Source organism: Sphingosinicella microcystinivorans (assembly GCF_027941835.1).
GTDB lineage: Bacteria > Pseudomonadota > Alphaproteobacteria > Sphingomonadales > Sphingomonadaceae > Sphingosinicella.
This window is the reverse complement of the sequence record NZ_CP116005.1, coordinates 4,030,448-4,047,809: the sequence shown is the minus strand read 5'-3', so window position 1 is coordinate 4,047,809 and position 17,362 is coordinate 4,030,448. Positions and strand designations below refer to the sequence as shown.

The window sequence follows — 17,362 nt, the reverse complement described above, 5'->3', positions numbered from 1 at the left end:
GCGCCACCTGCAAAGCGCGCATGATCGAGGATGCTTAGCGGGGAATGCCTAAGAAGCCGTTGAGGTGACTGGTTAATGGTGGATGAGAGCGGCGGAATTCCAAGCGTTGCCGAAACGATTTCCGAAACGGAAGCGATCGTGCGGGCGGAAGACCGGGACCGTTACGTCGCGACGCTGTTCGCGCCGGCCTCCGCAAGGCCGCGGCTGTTCGCGCTTCACGCCTTCGATCTCGCGCTCGCCGACGTGGTACGCACGACCACCGAGCCGCAGATCGGCATGATCCGGCTCGCGTGGTGGCGCGACAGCGTGGAGGCCGCGAGCGAAAGGCCGGTCGCGGGCCAGCCCGTCCTTGCCGCCGTCGCGGCCGTGGGCCTCGATACGGCCCCGCTCGCGGCGCTTGCGGAGGCGCACATGGACGTGCTCGACGGGGCCGACATCGGCGAGAGCGGGGCCGCGCTTTTCAGGTGCGCCGCAGCGCTGCTCGGGGCGGACGACAGCGCGGCGCTTGCCGATGCCGGGCGCTTCTGGGCGCAGGCGAGCGCGCGACGCCGGGGCGCGGAGGTCGCCGTTTCGCCGCTCCACCGGCTGTGGTTCGCCCCGAACGCCCGGCCCGTCACCGCGCTTGCCGCCGTGGCGCGGCGCGATGCCGCGGGACGACGGGAGCCGCGCGGCGTGGCGGGGCGGCAACTCGCCATCCTGCGGCACGTGCTAACGGGCCGCGTCTGACAGCGCGGGCGTGACAGGGACGAAACGAACCCGCTAGGCTGCGGCCTTCGAGTCGCATCTTGGGGGCATGGGATGACGATGGTTTGGCGCTGGGCGGTCGGCGGGATCGCCGTGACGTTGCTGGTGGCGGCGGCGGTCTTGGTTGTGGGCGGCGATGATGAGCCCGCGTCCGGGCCGCTTCCCGAACCGCCGCCGCCCGCGGCAGCGGCCGCGGAAATCCCGGAGCCGCCGCAGGCCAGCGAAGCGACGCGCGAGGAAAAGCGCTTCCGGCGCTACGACCGCGACCGCAATGCCAGCATCAGCCGTGACGAATATCTGCGTTCGCGCCGGCAATCCTTCGACCGGTTCGACACCAACCGCGACGGAGTGCTCAGCTTCGCCGAATACGCGGTGAAGCAGAACGCGCGCTTCGACGAGGCAGATGCCGACAGGTCCGGCGAACTCACCGCCGTGGAGTTCGAAAAGACCCGCACGGTGCAGGCGCCCGCCAAACCGAAGGCGGATTGCACCTGCCCTGACTAGGTCCCGGCGATCCACCGGTCGAGATCGGCAAGCGCCCGCTCTGCGTAAGCTGCCTTGCGCGCTTTCTTGGGGACGCGTGCGTCGAACGGCGGGAACAGGCCGAAGTTGACGTTCATCGGCTGGTAGGTCTCCGCCACCGCCTCGCCGGTGATGTGCGCGAGGAGCGCGCCGAGCGCCGTGGTGCGCGGCGGCAGGTCGGGCGCTTGCCCGAGCGCGTCCGCCGCGGCGAAGCGCCCCGCCATCAGGCCCACGGCGGCGCTTTCGATATAGCCTTCGCAGCCCGTGATCTGGCCCGCGAAGCGGATATGCGGCTCCGATTTCAGGCGCAGCGTGCCGTCGAGCAGGACCGGCGACTTGATGAACGTGTTGCGGTGCAGCCCGCCCAGCCGCGCGAACTCGGCATTCTCGAGGCCCGGAATCGTGCGGAAGATGCGGACCTGCTCGGCATGGCGGAGCTTCGTCTGGAAGCCCACCATGTTCCAGAGCGTGCCCGAGGCGTTGTCCTGCCTGAGCTGGACGACGGCATAGGCTTTCTTCCCCGTGCGCGGGTTGGTGAGGCCGACCGGCTTCATCGGCCCGAAGCGCAGCGTTTGGGCCCCGCGCTCTGCCATCACCTCGATCGGCATACAGCCTTCGAAATAGGGGGTGCTCGCTTCCCAGTCCTTGAACACGGTCTTCTCGCCCGCGAGCAGCGCGTCGATGAACGCGCCGTACTGCGCCTCGTCCATCGGGCAGTTGATGTAGTCCTTGCCGTCGCCCTTGTCGTAGCGGGACTGGAACCACGCCGTCTCCATGTCGATGCTGTCGCGGTGGACGATGGGCGCGATCGCGTCGAAGAAGGCGAGGGCGTCCTCGCCGGTGCGGGCGCGGATCGCCTCGGCGAGCGGCGCGGCGGTGAGCGGCCCGGTGGCGATGATCGTCTGGCCCCGATCCGCCCCCGGCAGACCGTCGACGCGCTCCCGGCGCACCTCGATCAGCGGTTCGGCCTCGATGGCGGCGGTGACGCGCGCCGAGAAGTCGTCCCGGTCCACGGCGAGCGCGGAACCGGCGGGCACGCGCGCGGCATCGCCGCAGCCGAGGATCAGCGAGCCGAGCCGCCGCATCTCCTCATGCAGCACGCCGACGGCGCTGGCATTCGGGTCATCGGAACGGAAGCTGTTCGAGCAGACGAGTTCGGCGAGTCCGTCCGTCTGGTGCGCGTCGGTGCCCTCGATGGGCCGCATCTCGTGGAGAACGACGGGAACGCCCGCCCGCGCGAGCTGCCATGCGGCCTCCGAACCGGCAAGGCCGCCGCCGATGACGTGAACGGGTGTCTTCATGCGCGCGGAGATATGGGGAAGGTCCCGCTACGTCCAGTGTTGCGTGCCGGCCCGCTCTTTGCGATGAGCGGCGGGCATGTCGCGCCGCATCCTGATCGTCACGGGGCTGTACCCGCCGAACGCCCCCACGGCGACCGTGCGCGCGCCGAAGTTCGCGCGCTTCCTGCTGGATCGCGGCCATGACGTCCGTGTCCTTTGCGGCCTCAACCTCCAGTTCCCGGCGGTTGTGGACCCTGAAATCCCGGCGGAGCGCATCGCCGCCGTGCCCTATGTGCGGCGCGGGCGGACGGCGCCGATGACGGAGGCGGACCAGCCGAAGCCCGCGGCAAAGGCGGCAAGCGCGGAGCCGCAGGTGCGGCCGGGCCGGCTCAGGCGGCTGATCTGGCAGCTTTCCTACCTGCCGGACCCGCATATCACGTGGATCGACCCGGCTGTAGAGGCCGCGCTGGCGTGGGACTGGAAGCCGGATGCGATCTTCTCGACCGGCCCGCCGCATTCCAGCCACATGGCGGCGGCGAAGCTGTCGCGGGCATGGGGCGTGCCGTTCGTCGCCGAGCTTCGCGACCTCTGGGCGGACAACATCTACGGGAACGAGAGTGTCATTGCGAACCGCGTCAACCGCTGGATGGAGCGGCGCGCGCTGTCGAAGGCGGCGGCGCTGGTCGCGATGACGGAAGGCAGCGCAGCGATTCTCGCCCGGCGCTACGGCAAGCCGGTGGTCTGCGCGGCGAACGGCTATGATCCGGCCGATTTCGCCGGGCTGGAGGACGTGCCGGCCTTCGATGCCGAACGGCTCACCATCGTGCACGCGGGCTCCACCTACAATGGCGGCCGCTCGCCCGCGCCGCTGCTGGCGGCGCTCGCCCTGCTGAAGCCCGATCCGGCAAAGCTCGTCGTCCATTTCTGGGGCGAGGACAGCGACGTGCCGATGGCAATGGCCGAGCGCGCGGGCGTTGCGCATCTCGTCGAGGCGCATCCGTCCATCGGGCGCGGCGAGGTGCTGCGCATCGAGCGCGCGGCGGACGTGCTGCTGCTGCTGCGCTTCTCGACCGAAGGCGAGAAGCACGTCGTTGCGGGCAAGCTCTACGAATATGTCGGTGCGCGCCGTCCGATCCTCTGCCACGGCCAGCAGGAAGGCGAGGCGGCGGACATCATCCGGCGGTCCGGGCTCGGCCTCGTCAGCAACGATCCGGCGACGATCGCGGACTGGCTTTCGGAAAAGCTGGCCGAGCGCGCGAACGGGCGGCTTCCCGACCTTCCCGCGGGCGCGGCGGACGGGCTGACGCGCGCGGCGCAGTTCGAAAAGGTGGAGGTCTTGCTCGACCGGAGCTTGTCGGGGCCCAAGAAAGTCTAGCTTTTCCGGGCTGCGCGGCGTTCCTATGAGCAGCCGGATGAAATCCGCGCTCATCATTCGTCACGTGCCCTACGAAGGCGTCGCCGGCTTCCGCAAGCCCATCAAGGATGCGGGCTACGTCGTCGATCGCATCGACGTGACCGATGCGGCCTTTTCCTCCGTGGACCTTTCGGCGCCCGACCTCGTCATCATGATGGGCGGGCCGATGGGCGTTTACGAGGCGGAGCAGTACCCGTGGATTTCCTGCCAGCTTCGGCGCCTCGCCTGGCGGCTGGAGGCGGACGGGCCGACGCTCGGCGTCTGCTTCGGCGCGCAGATGATGGCTGCCGCGCTCGGCGCCCGCGTCTACGCCGGGCCCGTGAAGGAGGTCGGCTTCAAGCCGGTGACGATCAGCGACGCCGGGGCGTCGTCTCCGCTGCGGCACGTGCATGACGTGTCGGTGCTGCACTGGCACGGCGATACCTTCGACCTGCCGCGCGGCGTCGATCTGCTCGCCTCCAGCGACGCCTACGCGCATCAGGCGTTCCGGCGCGGGCCGAACCTGCTCGCGCTGCAATTCCACGCGGAAATGGGCGAAGACCCGCGCTTCGATGCGTGGATCGACGAATGGCCGGAATCGGTGCTCGAGGCAGGCAAGGACATCGAAGCGATGCGCCGCGAGCATGACGAACTCGGTCCGGTCGCGGTGGCGGCAGGACGGCGCATGATCGAGGAATGGCTGGAAGGGCTGAACGGATAGCGAGGCGTGGAGAGTTGCGCCGCCGCGAAACTGACGTTATAACGTGCGTATGAACGCAATGCTCAAGCTCGTGAAGATCGGCAATTCGACGGGGGTCATCCTGCCGAAGGAACTGCTTGCCCGGCTGCGGGTCGAGCTTGGCGATACGCTCTATGCGACGGAGTCACCCGATGGCGTGCGCCTCACGGCGTTCAATCCCGATTTCGAGGCGAAGATGAAGCTCGCCGAGAAGATCATGCGCGAGGATCGCGATATTCTGCGCGTTCTGGCGCAATGACGAACGGTCAGCGGGTCGAGCCGGTGTGGCTCGACAAGGTGGATGCCGTCGCTATCCATGATCGTCAGCTTGCCGAACATGGCGGTGGCAGCGGTGTGCGAGACGCGGGACTCCTCGATTCCGCGCTCGCGCGCCCGGTCAACCGCTGGGTCTACGGCGATGACGATCCGGCCACGCTTGCCGCCGCCTACGCTTTCGGGGTTGCCCGCAACCATCCGTTCGTAGACGGCAACAAGCGGACGGCGTGGGTGCTCGCGCGCCTGTTCCTCGCGCTCAACGGCCATGAATTGCGGTTCGGTGCCGAGGATGCGATCGGCATGATGCTGGATCTGGCGTCCGGCGCGCTTGCCGAGGCACAGGTCGCGGAATGGTTCCGTTCGCGGCTCGCCGTCACCCGATCGTAACGCTGGCCTTCACGCGCGCGCGCGTGTAAAGGTCATATGGCATACCAAAAACCAATCCCCGAGAGCGTACAGGAAACCGAGTGGACGCCCCAGAGACCAGCGGCGCCGAGCCGTCCGATATCCGCCCCATCTCCATCGTCGACGAGATGAAGACGAGCTATCTCGATTACGCGATGAGCGTGATCGTGGCGCGTGCGCTGCCCGATGTACGCGACGGTCTGAAGCCCGTCCACCGCCGCATCCTCTACACCGCCTACGAGAACGGCTTCACCTACAACAAGCCCTATCGCAAGTCGGCCCGCATCGTCGGCGACGTGATGGGTAAATATCACCCGCACGGCGACAGCGCGATCTACGACGCCTTGGTCCGCATGGCGCAGGACTGGTCGATGCGCGTGCCGCTCATCGACGGGCAGGGCAACTTCGGCTCGATGGACCCGGATGCCGCCGCGGCGATGCGCTACACCGAATCGCGCCTCGCGAAGGTCTCCGAAGAGCTGCTGACCGATCTCGACAAGGACACGGTCGATTTCGTGCCGAACTACGACGGGTCCGAGAGCGAGCCGTCCGTGCTGCCGGCGCGCTTCCCGAACCTGCTCGTGAACGGCGCGGGCGGCATCGCGGTCGGCATGGCGACCAACATCCCGCCGCACAACCTCGGCGAGGTCGTGGCGGCGGCGATCGCCTTCATCGACAACCCGGCGCTCACCGCCGAGGAACTGATGGAATACGTACCCGCGCCCGATTTCCCCACCGGCGCGCTGGTGATGGGCAAGGGCGGCCTGCTCAGCGCCTACACCACCGGACGTGGCTCCGTCATCATGCGGTCGCGCAGCAAGATCGAGGAACGGCGCGGCGACCGGCGTTCGATCATCCTCACCGAGATTCCGTTCCAGGTCGGCAAGGCGGGCCTCGTCGAGAAGATCGCCGAGGCGGTGAAGGACAAGCGCATCGAGGGCGTGTCCGACATCCGCGACGAATCCAACCGCGAAGGCGTGCGCGTCGTCATCGAGCTGAAGCGCGACGCGACGCCCGAGGTGGTGCTCAATCAGGTCTACCGCTTCACCCCCGCGCAGACGAGCTTCGCCTTCAACATGCTGGCGATCCGCGGCGGACGGCCGGAGCTGCTGAACCTCCGCGACATCATCGCGGCGTTCATCACCTTCCGCGAGGAGGTCATCACCCGGCGTTCGAAGTTCGAGCTGAACAAGGCGCGCGACCGCGCCCACATCCTGCTCGGCCTCGTCGTCGCGGTGTCGAACCTCGACGAGGTGGTGCGCATCATCCGCGCCAGCTCCAACCCCGCCGAAGCACGCGAAACCCTGATGGCGCGCGAATGGGCGATCGGCGAGATCCGGCCCTATCTGGAACTCGTCGAGGCCGTGGAGGGCGCCGTCTACGGCGACACCTACCGGATGAGTGAGACGCAGGTCCGCGCCATCCTCGACCTCCGCCTCCACCGCCTGACCCAGCTCGGCCGCGACGAGATCGCCGCCGAACTCAAGGAGCTTGCCGTCTCGATCGCCGAACTGCTCGCCATCCTCGGGGACCGCGCGAAGCTCTATGCGGTGATGCGCGGCGAGCTGGTCGCCGTCTCGGAAAGCTACGCGACGCCCCGGCGCACCGAGATCGTGCCCTATCTCGATGACATCGACGACGAGGACCTCATCGAGCGCGAGGAGATGGTCGTCACGGTGACGATGGGCGGCTACATCAAGCGCACGCCGCTCGACAGCTTCCGCGCGCAGCGGCGCGGCGGCAAGGGCCGCTCCGGCATGAACACGAAGGACGAGGACGCGATCACGAACCTGTTCGTGACCTCGACGCACACGCCGGTGCTGTTCTTCTCGACCGCCGGCAAGGTCTACCGCATGAAGGTGTGGAAGCTCCCCGAAGGCGCGCCGCAGGCGCGCGGCCGGGCGATGGCGAACCTGCTGCCGCTCGCCGACGGCGAGGTCATCTCCACCGTGCTGCCGCTCCCCGAGGACGAGGCGGAGTGGGGCAAGCTGCACGTGATGTTCGCGACCGCGAAGGGCACCGTGCGGCGCAACTCGATGGACGCGTTCACCAACGTGCCCTCGAACGGCAAGATCGCCATGCGCTTCGACGAGGACTCGGACGACCGCCTGATCGGCGTCGCGCTGCTCACCGAGGACGACGACGTGCTGCTCGCCACGCGGCAGGGCAAGGCGATCCGCTTCGAATCGACGGCGGTGCGCGAGTTCCAGAGCCGCACCTCCACGGGCGTGCGCGGCATGACGCTGAAAGGCGGCGACGAGGTGATCTCGCTCTCCATCCTGCGCGGCTTCGCGGCATCTTCGGAGGAACGCGAGGCGTATCTCCGCGCCGCGCCGTGGAAGGACAACGAGAACGAACCGACGCTGTCCCCCGAGCGCATGGCCGCGTTCACGGCGGCCGAGGAGTTCATCCTCACCGTCTGCGCGAACGGCTACGGCAAGCGCACCTCCGCCTACGAGTACCGCCGCACCAACCGCGGCGGGCAGGGCATCGGGAACATCGACAACATCGCCCGCAACGGCCCCGTCGTGGCGAGCTTCCCGGCGCACGACGGCGAGCAGCTCATGCTCGTCACCGATCAGGCGAAGATGATCCGCCTCGGCCTCGACACGCTCCGCGTCATCGGCCGCAACAGCGCCGGCGTGCGCCTGTTCAACGTCGCCGAGGGCGAGCACGTCGTCTCCGCCGCGAAGATCGAGAGCGACGGCGAGGACGAAGGCGCGGAAGACGAGGCCGAGGCTGCACCGGCGGCCGAATGAGTTCCGACGATGAAGGCCGGCGCTAGGCGGCCGTGCGTCCCTCCGCTGCCAGCCGCTGCCGCACGCCCGCGAAGATCAGGATCTGGCCCGCCGCGTAGAGCGGCCAGATGAAGCGCGCGGCCTGGTCCGGGTCCATGCGTCCGCCGAGGCGCGCGAAGATGAAAGCGTCCGAGACGAGGAACAGGATCGCGCCGATCCCGGTGCGGTAGCGCGGGAATCGGCTTGTCCACGCGGCGGCGGCCATCGCGCAGAGCAGGGCGGCGTAAAGCGCGATCCCGGCGTCGGCGGCGGGGCCCGCGATCAGGTAGAGGAAGGGCGCCGAGAGCAGCAGCACGCCCGCGGCGGCATACTGGCTGCGCGGCATCGGCCCGTCGCGCCGGTTGCGGAGGTAGAGCCAGATCGCGGCGACATGTCCGGCGGCGAACGCCGATGCGCCGGTCATCAGGTCGAATTCGAGCAGGATGTCGCCGAGCGCGCCGAGCGCCATCACGCCTGCGAACAGCCACCCGTCGGTGCCGCGCGCCGCAATCGCGGCGGCGACGGCGAGGATCGTGACGCAGGCGCCTTTCAGGGCGACGTGCACTGCGAACGACAGCCCCGCGTTCATGGCAAGGAAGTATGCCGCCGCGGCGATTGCGGCGAGGCTTGCGGGAAGCGCGATGCGTTGAGCCATGGCAGGATCACCCCCGGGACCGAGTCGTGCTATGGATTTAGCAGATTATCGAGCGCGGGCACGCCTGAACGAGGTTCAAGCGCGGTTCACCATGCCCGTGCCATCCACGTGTCGCATGAAGGCTTGACGCGGACCGTCACGGGCGCGACATGCTGCGGCGGCATATTCCGCTTTTCCCGGCCACTTACGGGAAATTTGGACGACTGGGGAGATTGGACGGATGAAGATGGTTTCACGCACGGCGCTCGGCTTTGCGCTGGCGCTCGGCATTGCGAGCGGCGCCATGGTTGCGCCTGCGGTCGCCAAGGACAAGGACAAGAAGGAAGCGGCGTCCGAACAGCGCAAGTTCAAGTTTTCCAAGAAGGCCCAGAAGGCTCTCGGCGAGGCGCAGGCCGCCCAGCAGAAGGGCGACAACGACACGGCGCTCGCCAAGATCCGCGAGGCCGAGGCGGCGGCGGAAACGCCCGACGACAAGTACATGGCGAACGCGCTGAAGATCAACGTCGCGCTCGCAAAGCAGGACAACACGCTGCTCGAGGAAGGCCTCAAGGGCTCGATCGACAGCGGCAGCTCGCCGCCCGAGGAGAAGCTGAAGTTCCAGCGCAGCCTTGCCGCGCTCGCGGTGCAGCGGAACGACGTGCAGGGCGCCCTCCAGGTTTACGAGCAGATGGCCGCCGAGCATCCGGGCGATGCCGACATCGTCGTCGGCCTCGGCGAGATGTACAACCGTGCCGGCCGCACGTCGGAGGCCGTCGCCACCATCGACAAGGCGATCAAGGCCAAGCAGGCGACGGGCCAGCCGGTCGAGGAAGCGTGGTACAAGCGCGCGCTCGCGCTCGCCTATGACGGCAAGCTTGCCGGTCAGGTGCTTCCGGCGTCGCTCGCGCTCGTGCAGGCGTATCCGTCGACCACGAACTGGCGCGACGTGCTGGTGATTTTCCGCGAGACGGCGGGCCTCGACGATCAGGCCAACCTCGACGTCATGCGCCTGATGTACGACACCAACTCGCTGACCGGCGAACGCGATTACTTCGAATATGCCGAAACCGCCGACAAGCGCGGTCTCGCGGGCGAGGCCCAGATCGTCATCGACGCGGGCACGAAGAAGGGGGCGCTCTCCGCGGGCAAGCCGTATGTGAAGGAACTCGTCGGCATCGTCACGCCGAAGGTGAAGGGCGACCGGGCTTCGCTGCCGCGGCTCGAGAAGGAATCGCACGCCGACAAGACCGGCCGCATGGCCAAGGCCACGGGCGACGGCTACCTCGGCTACGGCGAGAACGCCAAGGCGGTCGAGATGTACAGGCTCGCGCTCGAAAAGGGCGGTATCGACGCCGCGGAGGTCAACACCCGCATCGGCATCGCTCTTGCCCGCAGCGGCGACAAGGCCGGTGCGGAAACTGCCTTCAACGCGGTGCAGGGCGGCAAGCGCGGCGACATCGCGAAGCTCTGGCTCGCGCACCTCAACAGCGCGGGCGGCACGCAGACGGCTTCGACCACGACCGGAAACTGATCCGGCCGCTGGTGGGTTCGAAAGGGCGGTGCCTCGGCGCCGCCCTTTTTGCTTGCGGCTGCTTTGTTTACGGTTGTGGTCAAGGCTATATAAGCTGAAATACAGCAGAAAGACCGACATGGCCCGCCTCGTCCTCCTTGCCGTTCTCGTCCTGTTCGGTGCCGTTTCGGCGCGCGCCGAGGACCGCGCGCCGGTCGTGCTCGCGGCGGCATCGCTTCAGGAGGCGCTCGGCGCGGCGGCGGACGCATGGGCGAAGCAGCGGCATCCGCGCCCCGTCCTCTCGTTCGCCGGATCGTCGGCGCTGGCGCGGCAGATCGAGGCGGGCGCGCCAGCGGACCTCTTCATTTCCGCCGACGAGGACTGGATGGACCACCTCGACCGGCGCAGCCTGCTTGCGCCCGGCAGCCGCAAGGTCATCGCGGGCAACAGGCTGGTGCTGGTCGCCCCCGTCGATTCGACCGTGCGGCTCAGGATCGCGAAGGGCTTTCCGCTCGCGCGCGCGCTCGGCTCCGGGCGGCTGGCGATGGCCGATCCCGCCGGTGTCCCCGCCGGACGCTACGGCCGCGCCGCGCTCGAAGCGCTCGGCGTCTGGGCGGCTGTCGAGCCGCGCGTCGTGCGGTCGGAGAACGTGCGCGCCGCGCTTGCGCTCGTCGAGCGCGGCGAGGCGCCGTTCGGGATCGTCTATGCCACGGATGCGGCCGCGTCGCGCAAGGTCCGCGTGGTCGGCGTGTTCCCGGCATCGAGCCATCCGCCGATCCGCTATCCCGCCGCGCTGCTGAAGACGGCGAAGGCGAAGGACGCGCCCGCGTTCCTCGCGTTTCTCACCTCGCGCGAGGCACGGGGCATCTTCGCCCGGCACGGCTTTTCCGCCCCGTAATGCTCTCTCCCGGTGAGATCGAGGTCCTGCTGCTGACGCTCAAGGTCGGCGTCACGGCGGTTGCGGCGACGCTGCCGTTCGCGTTCGCGCTCGCGTGGCTGCTCGCCCGGGCGACCTTTCCGGGCAAGGTGCTGCTCGACGGTCTCGTGCATCTGCCGCTCGTTCTGCCGCCCGTCGTTACCGGCTGGCTGCTGCTGCTTGCCTTCGGACGGAACGGGCCGATCGGCGCATGGCTGGAGGACTGGTTCGGCGTCACCGTCATGTTCCGCTGGACCGGCGCTGCCATCGCGGCGGCGGTGATGGCGCTGCCGCTGATGGTGCGGGCGCTGCGGCTCTCCATCGAGGCCGTCGATCGCGGCCTCGAAAGTGCCGCCCGCACGCTCGGCGCGGGCCGGACGCGCGTGTTCCTCTCGGTCACGCTGCCGCTTTCCGCCCCCGGCGTGCTTGTCGCCTGCGTGCTCGGCTTCGCGCGCTCGATCGGCGAGTTTGGCGCGACGATCACGTTCGTGTCGAACGTGCCCGGCGAAACGCAGACGGTGCCGCTCGCCATCTACAGCGCGCTCCAGCTTCCGGGCGGGGAGGTGCAGGTGCTGCGCCTTGCCGTCATCGCCATCGTGCTGTCGCTCGCGGCGCTGGTGGCGTCCGAGATCCTGGCGCGCCGCGCCGCGCGGGGGCGTCATGTCCTTTGACGTCGACATCGAGCGCCGCGTCGGCGAGATACGCGTTTCCGCCCGGTTCTCGGGAAGCGGTCTCGTCGTGCTGTTCGGGCCGTCGGGCGCGGGCAAGACCTCCGTGCTCAATATGGTGGCCGGCCTGCTCACGCCCGAACGCGGCCATGTCCGCATCGGCGCGGAGACGCTGTTCGATGCCGCCGCGGCCGTCGACTTGCCGCCGGAGCGCCGACGGCTCGGCTATGTGTTTCAGGATTCGCGGCTTTTCCCGCACCTCAGGGTTCGCGAAAACCTGCTCTACGGCCACCGCCTCGCAAGGCCGGAGGACCGCTGGATGGCGTTCGACGACGCGGTCCGGATGCTCGATATCGCGCACCTGCTGGAGCGATGGCCGAAGGCGCTTTCGGGCGGGGAGGCGCGCCGCGTCGCCATCGGCCGCGCGCTGCTCGCGGGGCCGCGTGCGCTGCTCATGGACGAGCCGCTGTCGTTCCTCGACCGCGCGCGGCGCGAGGAGGTGCTCCGCGTCGTCGAGCGCATCCGCGACACGCTGAAGCTGCCCATCCTTTACGTGACGCACGACGAGCGCGAGGTGGAGCGGCTGGCGACGCAGATCATCGAGATCGGCTGACGCCCTCGAATGTTCACGGGAAGACCCCGTGCGAGAACGTGCGCGGCGTTAAGAAGTTATTGTCGATATGAAAGTACATTGCGGCTGAACCTTGAGGGGGAACCGGCCGTGCCGTTCAAACTGTCGCTCGATCCGGGCGAGAAATTCGCCATCAACGGCGCCGTCGTCGTCAACGGCGACCGTCGCGCCGTGCTGATGGTCGAAAACCAGGCCGCGGTGCTTCGCGACAGCGACGTGATCCGCGAGGACGAGGCGCGGACGCCGGCGACCCGCCTCTATTTCGTCTGTATGCTGTCGTATCTCGATGCCGACGCGGCGGACAGCCACTATCCGCGCTTCAGCGAGCACATGGACGCGTTCATGGAGGTGGTGGAAAACCCCCGCGTGCGTCTCATCTGCGCGCAGATCAGCCTCGCGATGATGAACCGCGAATACTACCGGGCGCTTTCCGGCTGCCGCGAGCTCATCGAGTATGAAACGCTGATCCTCGGCGGCGCCGACGACGGGCAGCGGCTGCAAAGCCGGGCGTAACGCGCGCGGCGTCCGTCGACGCCTGTCGTGCCGTTATGGAAAGGACCGGCGGCGGAGGCTTGGCAGGCCGGGCCGCGGCCTTTAGCGTCACGCTGCATGTCGAAATCCCGATTTTCCGTTCCGCTTCTGGCCCTTCTGTCGCTTGCGGCATGTGCGACCGGAGCGCGCGCCGGTCCCGCCGTCACGCCGGAAGGCATTGCCGCGCATGTCACCGAACTGGCCTCCGACGCCTATGAGGGCCGCGAGCCGGGCACGGCGGGCGAGGCGAAGACGCTCGCCTATATCGAAGCCGCCTATGGCCGCATCGGGTTGCAGCCGGTTTCGGGAGACGGCTACCGCTTGCCCGTGCCGCTGCTGAAGTCGGAGGCCGCGGGCGGGCGCATCTCGGTGGGGTCCGTGACCCTTGAGGGCGGCGAGACGGTGGCGATCCGCGCGCCCGTGGCCGAGGCGAGACGTGCCGTCATGGGCGACATCGTGTTCGCGGGCTACGGCATTTCGCTCCCCGAACAGGGACGTGACGACTTTGCCGGCATCGACCTTACCGGCAGGATCGCGTTGGTCTTTGCCGGTCTTCCGGACGGAACGGCGGAGCCGTCCGAAGCCCTGCGCCGGCAGGCCGCGCGCGCGGCGAAGCTGGCGAATGCGGCGCGTGCCGGGGCTGCCGGGGTCGTCATCGTCTACGACCTGCCGCCGGAAGACGATGTCTGGCGCGGCGCGCACGCCCATGCGGCCCGAACGGTGTTGCAGATCGAAGGGCAGGCGGCCGGGCAGGCCGAGGTGCTCTACGCGGTCGTCGGCCGCGAGGCCGGAACCGCGCTCGCGCGCGGCCTTGGCGCGGATCTTCCGGCGCTGAAGGCCGAAGCCGCGGCGGCGGGTTTCAGGCCGAGACTGCTCGGCCCCGGTGCGCTCTCCGCCGAGAACCGGCTGGAGCGCTTCGTTTCCTACAATCTCGCCGGTGCGCTTCCCGGCCGAAAGCATCCGGACGAATACATCGTCTACATCGCCCACTGGGATCACCTCGGCCACTGCGGGACCGGCGCGGACACGATCTGCAACGGCGCGGTCGACAACGCGAGCGGCGTCGGCGGCCTCATCGAACTCGCGGAGGCGTTCGCGAAGGGCAAGCGCCCGGACCGATCCGTGCTGTTCCTTGCCACGACCGCCGAGGAGAGCGGGCTGCTCGGCGGCAAGCACTTCGCCGCCTCAGGCCCCGTCGATGCGGACCGGATGGTCGCCGCGTTCGGGCTGGACACCATCGCCGCGAACGGCCCCTCCGACGATGTCGTCGTGCTCGGGCAGGGGCTCACCAGCCTCGACGCGCGGCTGGCCGCGGCCGCCAAGGCGCAGGGCCGCCGCATCGTGGCGATGCCCGACGCGCAGGGCTTCTACGCGCGCTCGGACCATTTCGCCTTCGCCGAGGTCGGCGTGCCTGCCGTCATCGCGACCGGCATCTTCGCGGGCAGCGGCTTCGGCGACTACATGGGCAGTCACTATCACCAGCCCTCCGACGAGGTGTCGCTCGCAATCGACTATCGCGGCGCGGCGGCCGACATGAACCTGCTGCTCGCGGTCGGTCAGGGCCTTGCGAACAGCCGCGAATGGCCCGCATGGACGAAATTGTCGCCATATCAGCGGCGACCGTAGCAATTCCGGAAAACCGGTGGCATAAGCCCCGCCACCTCGAAAATCGGCAACAAGGAAAACGGCATGGACATCCGGCTCGGACTCACTTTCGATGATGTCCTGCTGGTGCCCGGCGAGTCCGAAGTGCTGCCGAGCGAGACCGATCTCTCGACGCGCGTCACGCGCGAGATTTCCCTGAATGTTCCGATACTTTCCTCGGCGATGGACACGGTGACCGAGGCCGACATGGCGATCGTCATGGCGCAGGTCGGCGGCCTCGGCGTCTTGCACCGCAACCTTACCATCGAGGAGCAGGCGCAGGCCGTGCGGCAGGTGAAGCGCTTCGAATCGGGCATGGTGGTGAACCCGGTGACGATGCACGCCGACCAGACGCTCGGCGAGGCGCTCGACCTGATGAAGCGTCACCGCATCAGCGGCATCCCCGTCGTCGAGCGCAGCCCGAGCGGCCAGCCCGGCAAACTCATCGGTATCGTGACGAACCGCGACGTGCGCTTCGCCGAGCACCCCGAGCAGCCGATCAGCGAGCTGATGACGAAGGACAATCTCGCCACCGTCCACCCCGGCGTGACGCACGAGGAAGCGCGCAAGCTGCTGCACCAGCGCCGCATCGAGAAGCTGCTCGTCGTCGACGACGCCTACCGCTGCATCGGCCTCATCACGGTGAAGGACATCGAGAAGGCCGTGACCTTCCCGGCGGCGACCAAGGACGCGGCGGGCCGTCTGCGCGTCGCGGCGGCGACGACGACGGGTGATGCCGGTTTCGAGCGCACCGAGGCGCTGATCGAGGCCGAGTGCGACCTCATCGTCGTCGACACGGCGCACGGCCATTCGGTGCGCGTCGCCGAGGCGGTGAGCCGCATCCGCAAGCTTTCGAACACCGTCCAGATCATCGCGGGCAACGTCGCGACGGCGGAGGCGACGCGCGCGCTGATTGACGCGGGCGCGGATGGCATCAAGGTCGGCATCGGGCCGGGCTCGATCTGCACCACGCGCGTCGTCGCGGGCGTCGGCGTGCCGCAGTTCACGGCGATTCAGGATGCCGCCGAGGAGGCCGTGAAGTCCGGCGTCCCGGTGATCGCGGACGGCGGCCTGCGCACCTCCGGCGACATCGCCAAGGCGATCGCGGGCGGCGCGTCCGCCGTCATGGTCGGCTCGCTGCTCGCGGGCACCGAGGAGGCGCCGGGCGAGACGTTCCTCTATCAGGGCCGCAGCTACAAGGCGTATCGCGGCATGGGTTCGGTCGCGGCGATGGCGCGCGGCTCGGCGGACCGCTACTTCCAGCAGGACATCAAGGACCAGATGAAGCTGGTGCCCGAGGGCATCGAGGGGCAGGTGCCCTACAAGGGCCCGGCGAAGGACATCATTCACCAGCTCGCGGGCGGCCTCAAGGCGGCGATGGGCTACACGGGCGCCCGCACGATCGCCGATCTCCAGCAGCGCGCGCGTTTCGTCCGCATCACCAACGCGGGCCTCCGCGAAAGCCACGTCCACGACGTGACGATCACGCGCGAGGCGCCCAATTATCCGACGCGCTAAGGCAAAGCGGTGACGCCCGCCGCGCGCGTCGAGGCGGCGATCGCGCTGCTCGACGAGATCATCGACGCTGCTGTCGGCGGCGGTGCGGCGGCGGACACCATCATCCAGCGTTACTTCAAGACGCGGCGCTACGCCGGGTCGGGGGATCGCCGGGCCATCCGTGAACTCGTTTACCGCGTGATCCGCGCGCTCGGCGAACGCCCCGAAAGCGGGCGGGCGGCGATGCTCGGCTACGCCCGCGGCGAAGCGTCTGACGTGCTGGCGCTGTTCGGCACCGACTCGCGCGGCCCGGCCGCGATCGCCGAGGACGAACCGGCCGCAGTGCCGGGAGTGGCGCCCGCATGGCTCGCCGTGAAATTCGCAGCCGAGTACGCCGACGCCGACAGCCTGCTCGGCGCACTAGCCCAGCGCGCTCCGCTCGATCTCAGGGCGAACCGGCTGAAGACGACGCGCGAGGCTGTGCTGCCGCTCGTCCCCGGCGCCGTCCCGACTCTCCATGCGCCGGACGGTCTCCGCGTCGACGGCCTCAATGTCGAGGACCTGCCCGTCTACAAGGACGGCCTGATCGAGGTGCAGGATGAGGGCAGCCAGCTCATCGTCGCCGCCTGCCGCGCGCGGTCGGGTATGACCGTCATCGACCTCTGCGCGGGCGCGGGCGGCAAGACGCTGGCGCTGGCGGCGGACATGGCGAACCGCGGCCGCCTCGTCGCCTGCGATGCCGACCGGTCGCGGCTTTCGCGTCTCGGCCCGCGCGCGGAGCGGGCGGGTGCGGCGAACATCGAGACGCGCCTTCTCGATGCGGGCCGCGAGGAAGACGCGCTCGGCGATCTGATCGGCGCGGCAGACGTGGTGCTCGTCGACGCGCCGTGCAGCGGCACGGGGACGTGGCGGCGCAATCCGGAGGCGCGCTGGCGGCTCACGCCCCAGCGGCTTCTCCGGCTCGCGGCGTTGCAGGCCCGTCTCGCCGATCTCGGCGTGCGTCTGCTGAAGCCCGGCGGCAGGCTGGTCTACGCCGTCTGCTCGCTGCTCCCCGAGGAAGGGCGGCTTCAGGCGGAGGCCTTGAAGGAGCGCCATCCGGACCTGATACCGGACGCCGGAGGGGCGCGTCTTCTGCGCCCGGATCGCGACGGAACCGACGGTTTCTTCATCGCAGGTTATGAAAAGTCATGCTAGA

17 protein-coding genes are annotated in these 17,362 nt (G+C 68.9%); 15 read left to right on the top strand and 2 right to left on the bottom strand.

The annotated features are described in order from the left end of the window. The first annotated feature begins 75 nt into the window (after window positions 1-75). Together PE061_RS19550 and PE061_RS19545 are read left to right on the top strand one after the other, a co-directional pair. Complete coding sequence (locus PE061_RS19550; RefSeq protein WP_271256878.1) at window positions 76-726, top strand: squalene/phytoene synthase family protein; 651 nt, start codon at window positions 76-78, stop codon at window positions 724-726. A 72-nt stretch (window positions 727-798) separates the two neighbouring features. Then, complete coding sequence (locus tag PE061_RS19545) at window positions 799-1,248, top strand: histidine kinase (RefSeq protein ID WP_271256877.1); 450 nt, start codon at window positions 799-801, stop codon at window positions 1,246-1,248. Here the strand turns inward: PE061_RS19545 and trmFO are convergent. Next, entirely contained in the window at window positions 1,245-2,567 is a 1,323-nt protein-coding gene (gene trmFO, locus PE061_RS19540; protein WP_271256876.1) for a methylenetetrahydrofolate--tRNA-(uracil(54)-C(5))-methyltransferase (FADH(2)-oxidizing) TrmFO, read from the bottom strand. The genes PE061_RS19545 and trmFO overlap by 4 nt on opposite strands. A gap of 76 nt (window positions 2,568-2,643) precedes the next feature. Between trmFO and PE061_RS19535 the strand changes: the two genes are divergently transcribed. The 5 genes from PE061_RS19535 to gyrA all read left to right on the top strand — a co-directional run bounded on the left by PE061_RS19535 (window position 2,644) and on the right by gyrA (window position 8,118). Next, on the top strand, window positions 2,644-3,921 hold the full coding sequence (locus PE061_RS19535; RefSeq protein WP_271256875.1) for a glycosyltransferase: 1,278 nt from the start codon (window positions 2,644-2,646) through the stop codon (window positions 3,919-3,921). 37 nt (window positions 3,922-3,958) lie between these two features. Next, window positions 3,959-4,660 carry a glutamine amidotransferase gene (locus PE061_RS19530; RefSeq protein WP_271256874.1) on the top strand — a complete coding sequence of 234 codons (702 nt, stop codon included), beginning with the start codon at window positions 3,959-3,961 and terminating at the stop codon, window positions 4,658-4,660. 49 nt (window positions 4,661-4,709) lie between these two features. Next, window positions 4,710-4,937, top strand: coding sequence for an AbrB/MazE/SpoVT family DNA-binding domain-containing protein (locus PE061_RS19525; RefSeq protein ID WP_271259254.1), 228 nt, complete (start codon window positions 4,710-4,712; stop codon window positions 4,935-4,937). Next, window positions 4,934-5,341: a type II toxin-antitoxin system death-on-curing family toxin gene (locus PE061_RS19520; RefSeq protein WP_271256873.1), complete on the top strand. Its 408-nt coding sequence runs from the start codon at window positions 4,934-4,936 to the stop codon at window positions 5,339-5,341. Before PE061_RS19525 ends, PE061_RS19520 begins: the two co-directional genes overlap by 4 nt. A gap of 80 nt (window positions 5,342-5,421) precedes the next feature. Continuing rightward, window positions 5,422-8,118 carry a DNA gyrase subunit A gene (gene gyrA / locus PE061_RS19515; RefSeq protein ID WP_271256872.1) on the top strand — a complete coding sequence of 899 codons (2,697 nt, stop codon included), beginning with the start codon at window positions 5,422-5,424 and terminating at the stop codon, window positions 8,116-8,118. Window positions 8,119-8,140: 22 nt separating this feature from the next. Here the strand turns inward: gyrA and PE061_RS19510 are convergent, their stop codons facing one another. Continuing rightward, on the bottom strand, window positions 8,141-8,791 hold the full coding sequence (locus PE061_RS19510; protein ID WP_271256871.1) for a lysoplasmalogenase family protein: 651 nt from the start codon (window positions 8,789-8,791) through the stop codon (window positions 8,141-8,143). 220 nt (window positions 8,792-9,011) lie between these two features. On the opposite strand from PE061_RS19510, the gene PE061_RS19505 reads away from it, so the two are divergent. The 8 genes from PE061_RS19505 to PE061_RS19470 all read left to right on the top strand — a co-directional run bounded on the left by PE061_RS19505 (window position 9,012) and on the right by PE061_RS19470 (window position 17,361). After that, a complete protein-coding gene (locus PE061_RS19505) occupies window positions 9,012-10,301 on the top strand; it encodes a tetratricopeptide repeat protein (RefSeq protein WP_271256870.1) in 1,290 nt (429 codons plus the stop codon). Window positions 10,302-10,419: 118 nt separating this feature from the next. Beyond that, entirely contained in the window at window positions 10,420-11,178 is a 759-nt protein-coding gene (gene modA, locus PE061_RS19500; RefSeq protein ID WP_271256869.1) for a molybdate ABC transporter substrate-binding protein, read from the top strand. Continuing rightward, entirely contained in the window at window positions 11,178-11,867 is a 690-nt protein-coding gene (gene modB, locus PE061_RS19495; protein WP_271256868.1) for a molybdate ABC transporter permease subunit, read from the top strand. The genes modA and modB overlap by 1 nt, the downstream gene beginning before the upstream one ends. Next, window positions 11,857-12,477 carry an ATP-binding cassette domain-containing protein gene (locus tag PE061_RS19490; protein WP_271256867.1) on the top strand — a complete coding sequence of 207 codons (621 nt, stop codon included), beginning with the start codon at window positions 11,857-11,859 and terminating at the stop codon, window positions 12,475-12,477. Before modB ends, PE061_RS19490 begins: the two co-directional genes overlap by 11 nt. A gap of 108 nt (window positions 12,478-12,585) precedes the next feature. Further along, window positions 12,586-13,008, top strand: a complete 423-nt coding sequence (flbT, locus tag PE061_RS19485; protein WP_271256866.1) for a flagellar biosynthesis repressor FlbT — start codon at window positions 12,586-12,588, stop codon at window positions 13,006-13,008. A 96-nt stretch (window positions 13,009-13,104) separates the two neighbouring features. Beyond that, window positions 13,105-14,652, top strand: coding sequence for a M28 family peptidase (locus PE061_RS19480; RefSeq protein ID WP_271256865.1), 1,548 nt, complete (start codon window positions 13,105-13,107; stop codon window positions 14,650-14,652). 63 nt (window positions 14,653-14,715) lie between these two features. Next, window positions 14,716-16,188 carry an IMP dehydrogenase gene (gene guaB / locus PE061_RS19475; protein ID WP_271256864.1) on the top strand — a complete coding sequence of 491 codons (1,473 nt, stop codon included), beginning with the start codon at window positions 14,716-14,718 and terminating at the stop codon, window positions 16,186-16,188. Window positions 16,189-16,197: 9 nt separating this feature from the next. After that, window positions 16,198-17,361, top strand: coding sequence for an RsmB/NOP family class I SAM-dependent RNA methyltransferase (locus PE061_RS19470; protein ID WP_271256863.1), 1,164 nt, complete (start codon window positions 16,198-16,200; stop codon window positions 17,359-17,361). Window position 17,362 lies beyond the last annotated feature (1 nt).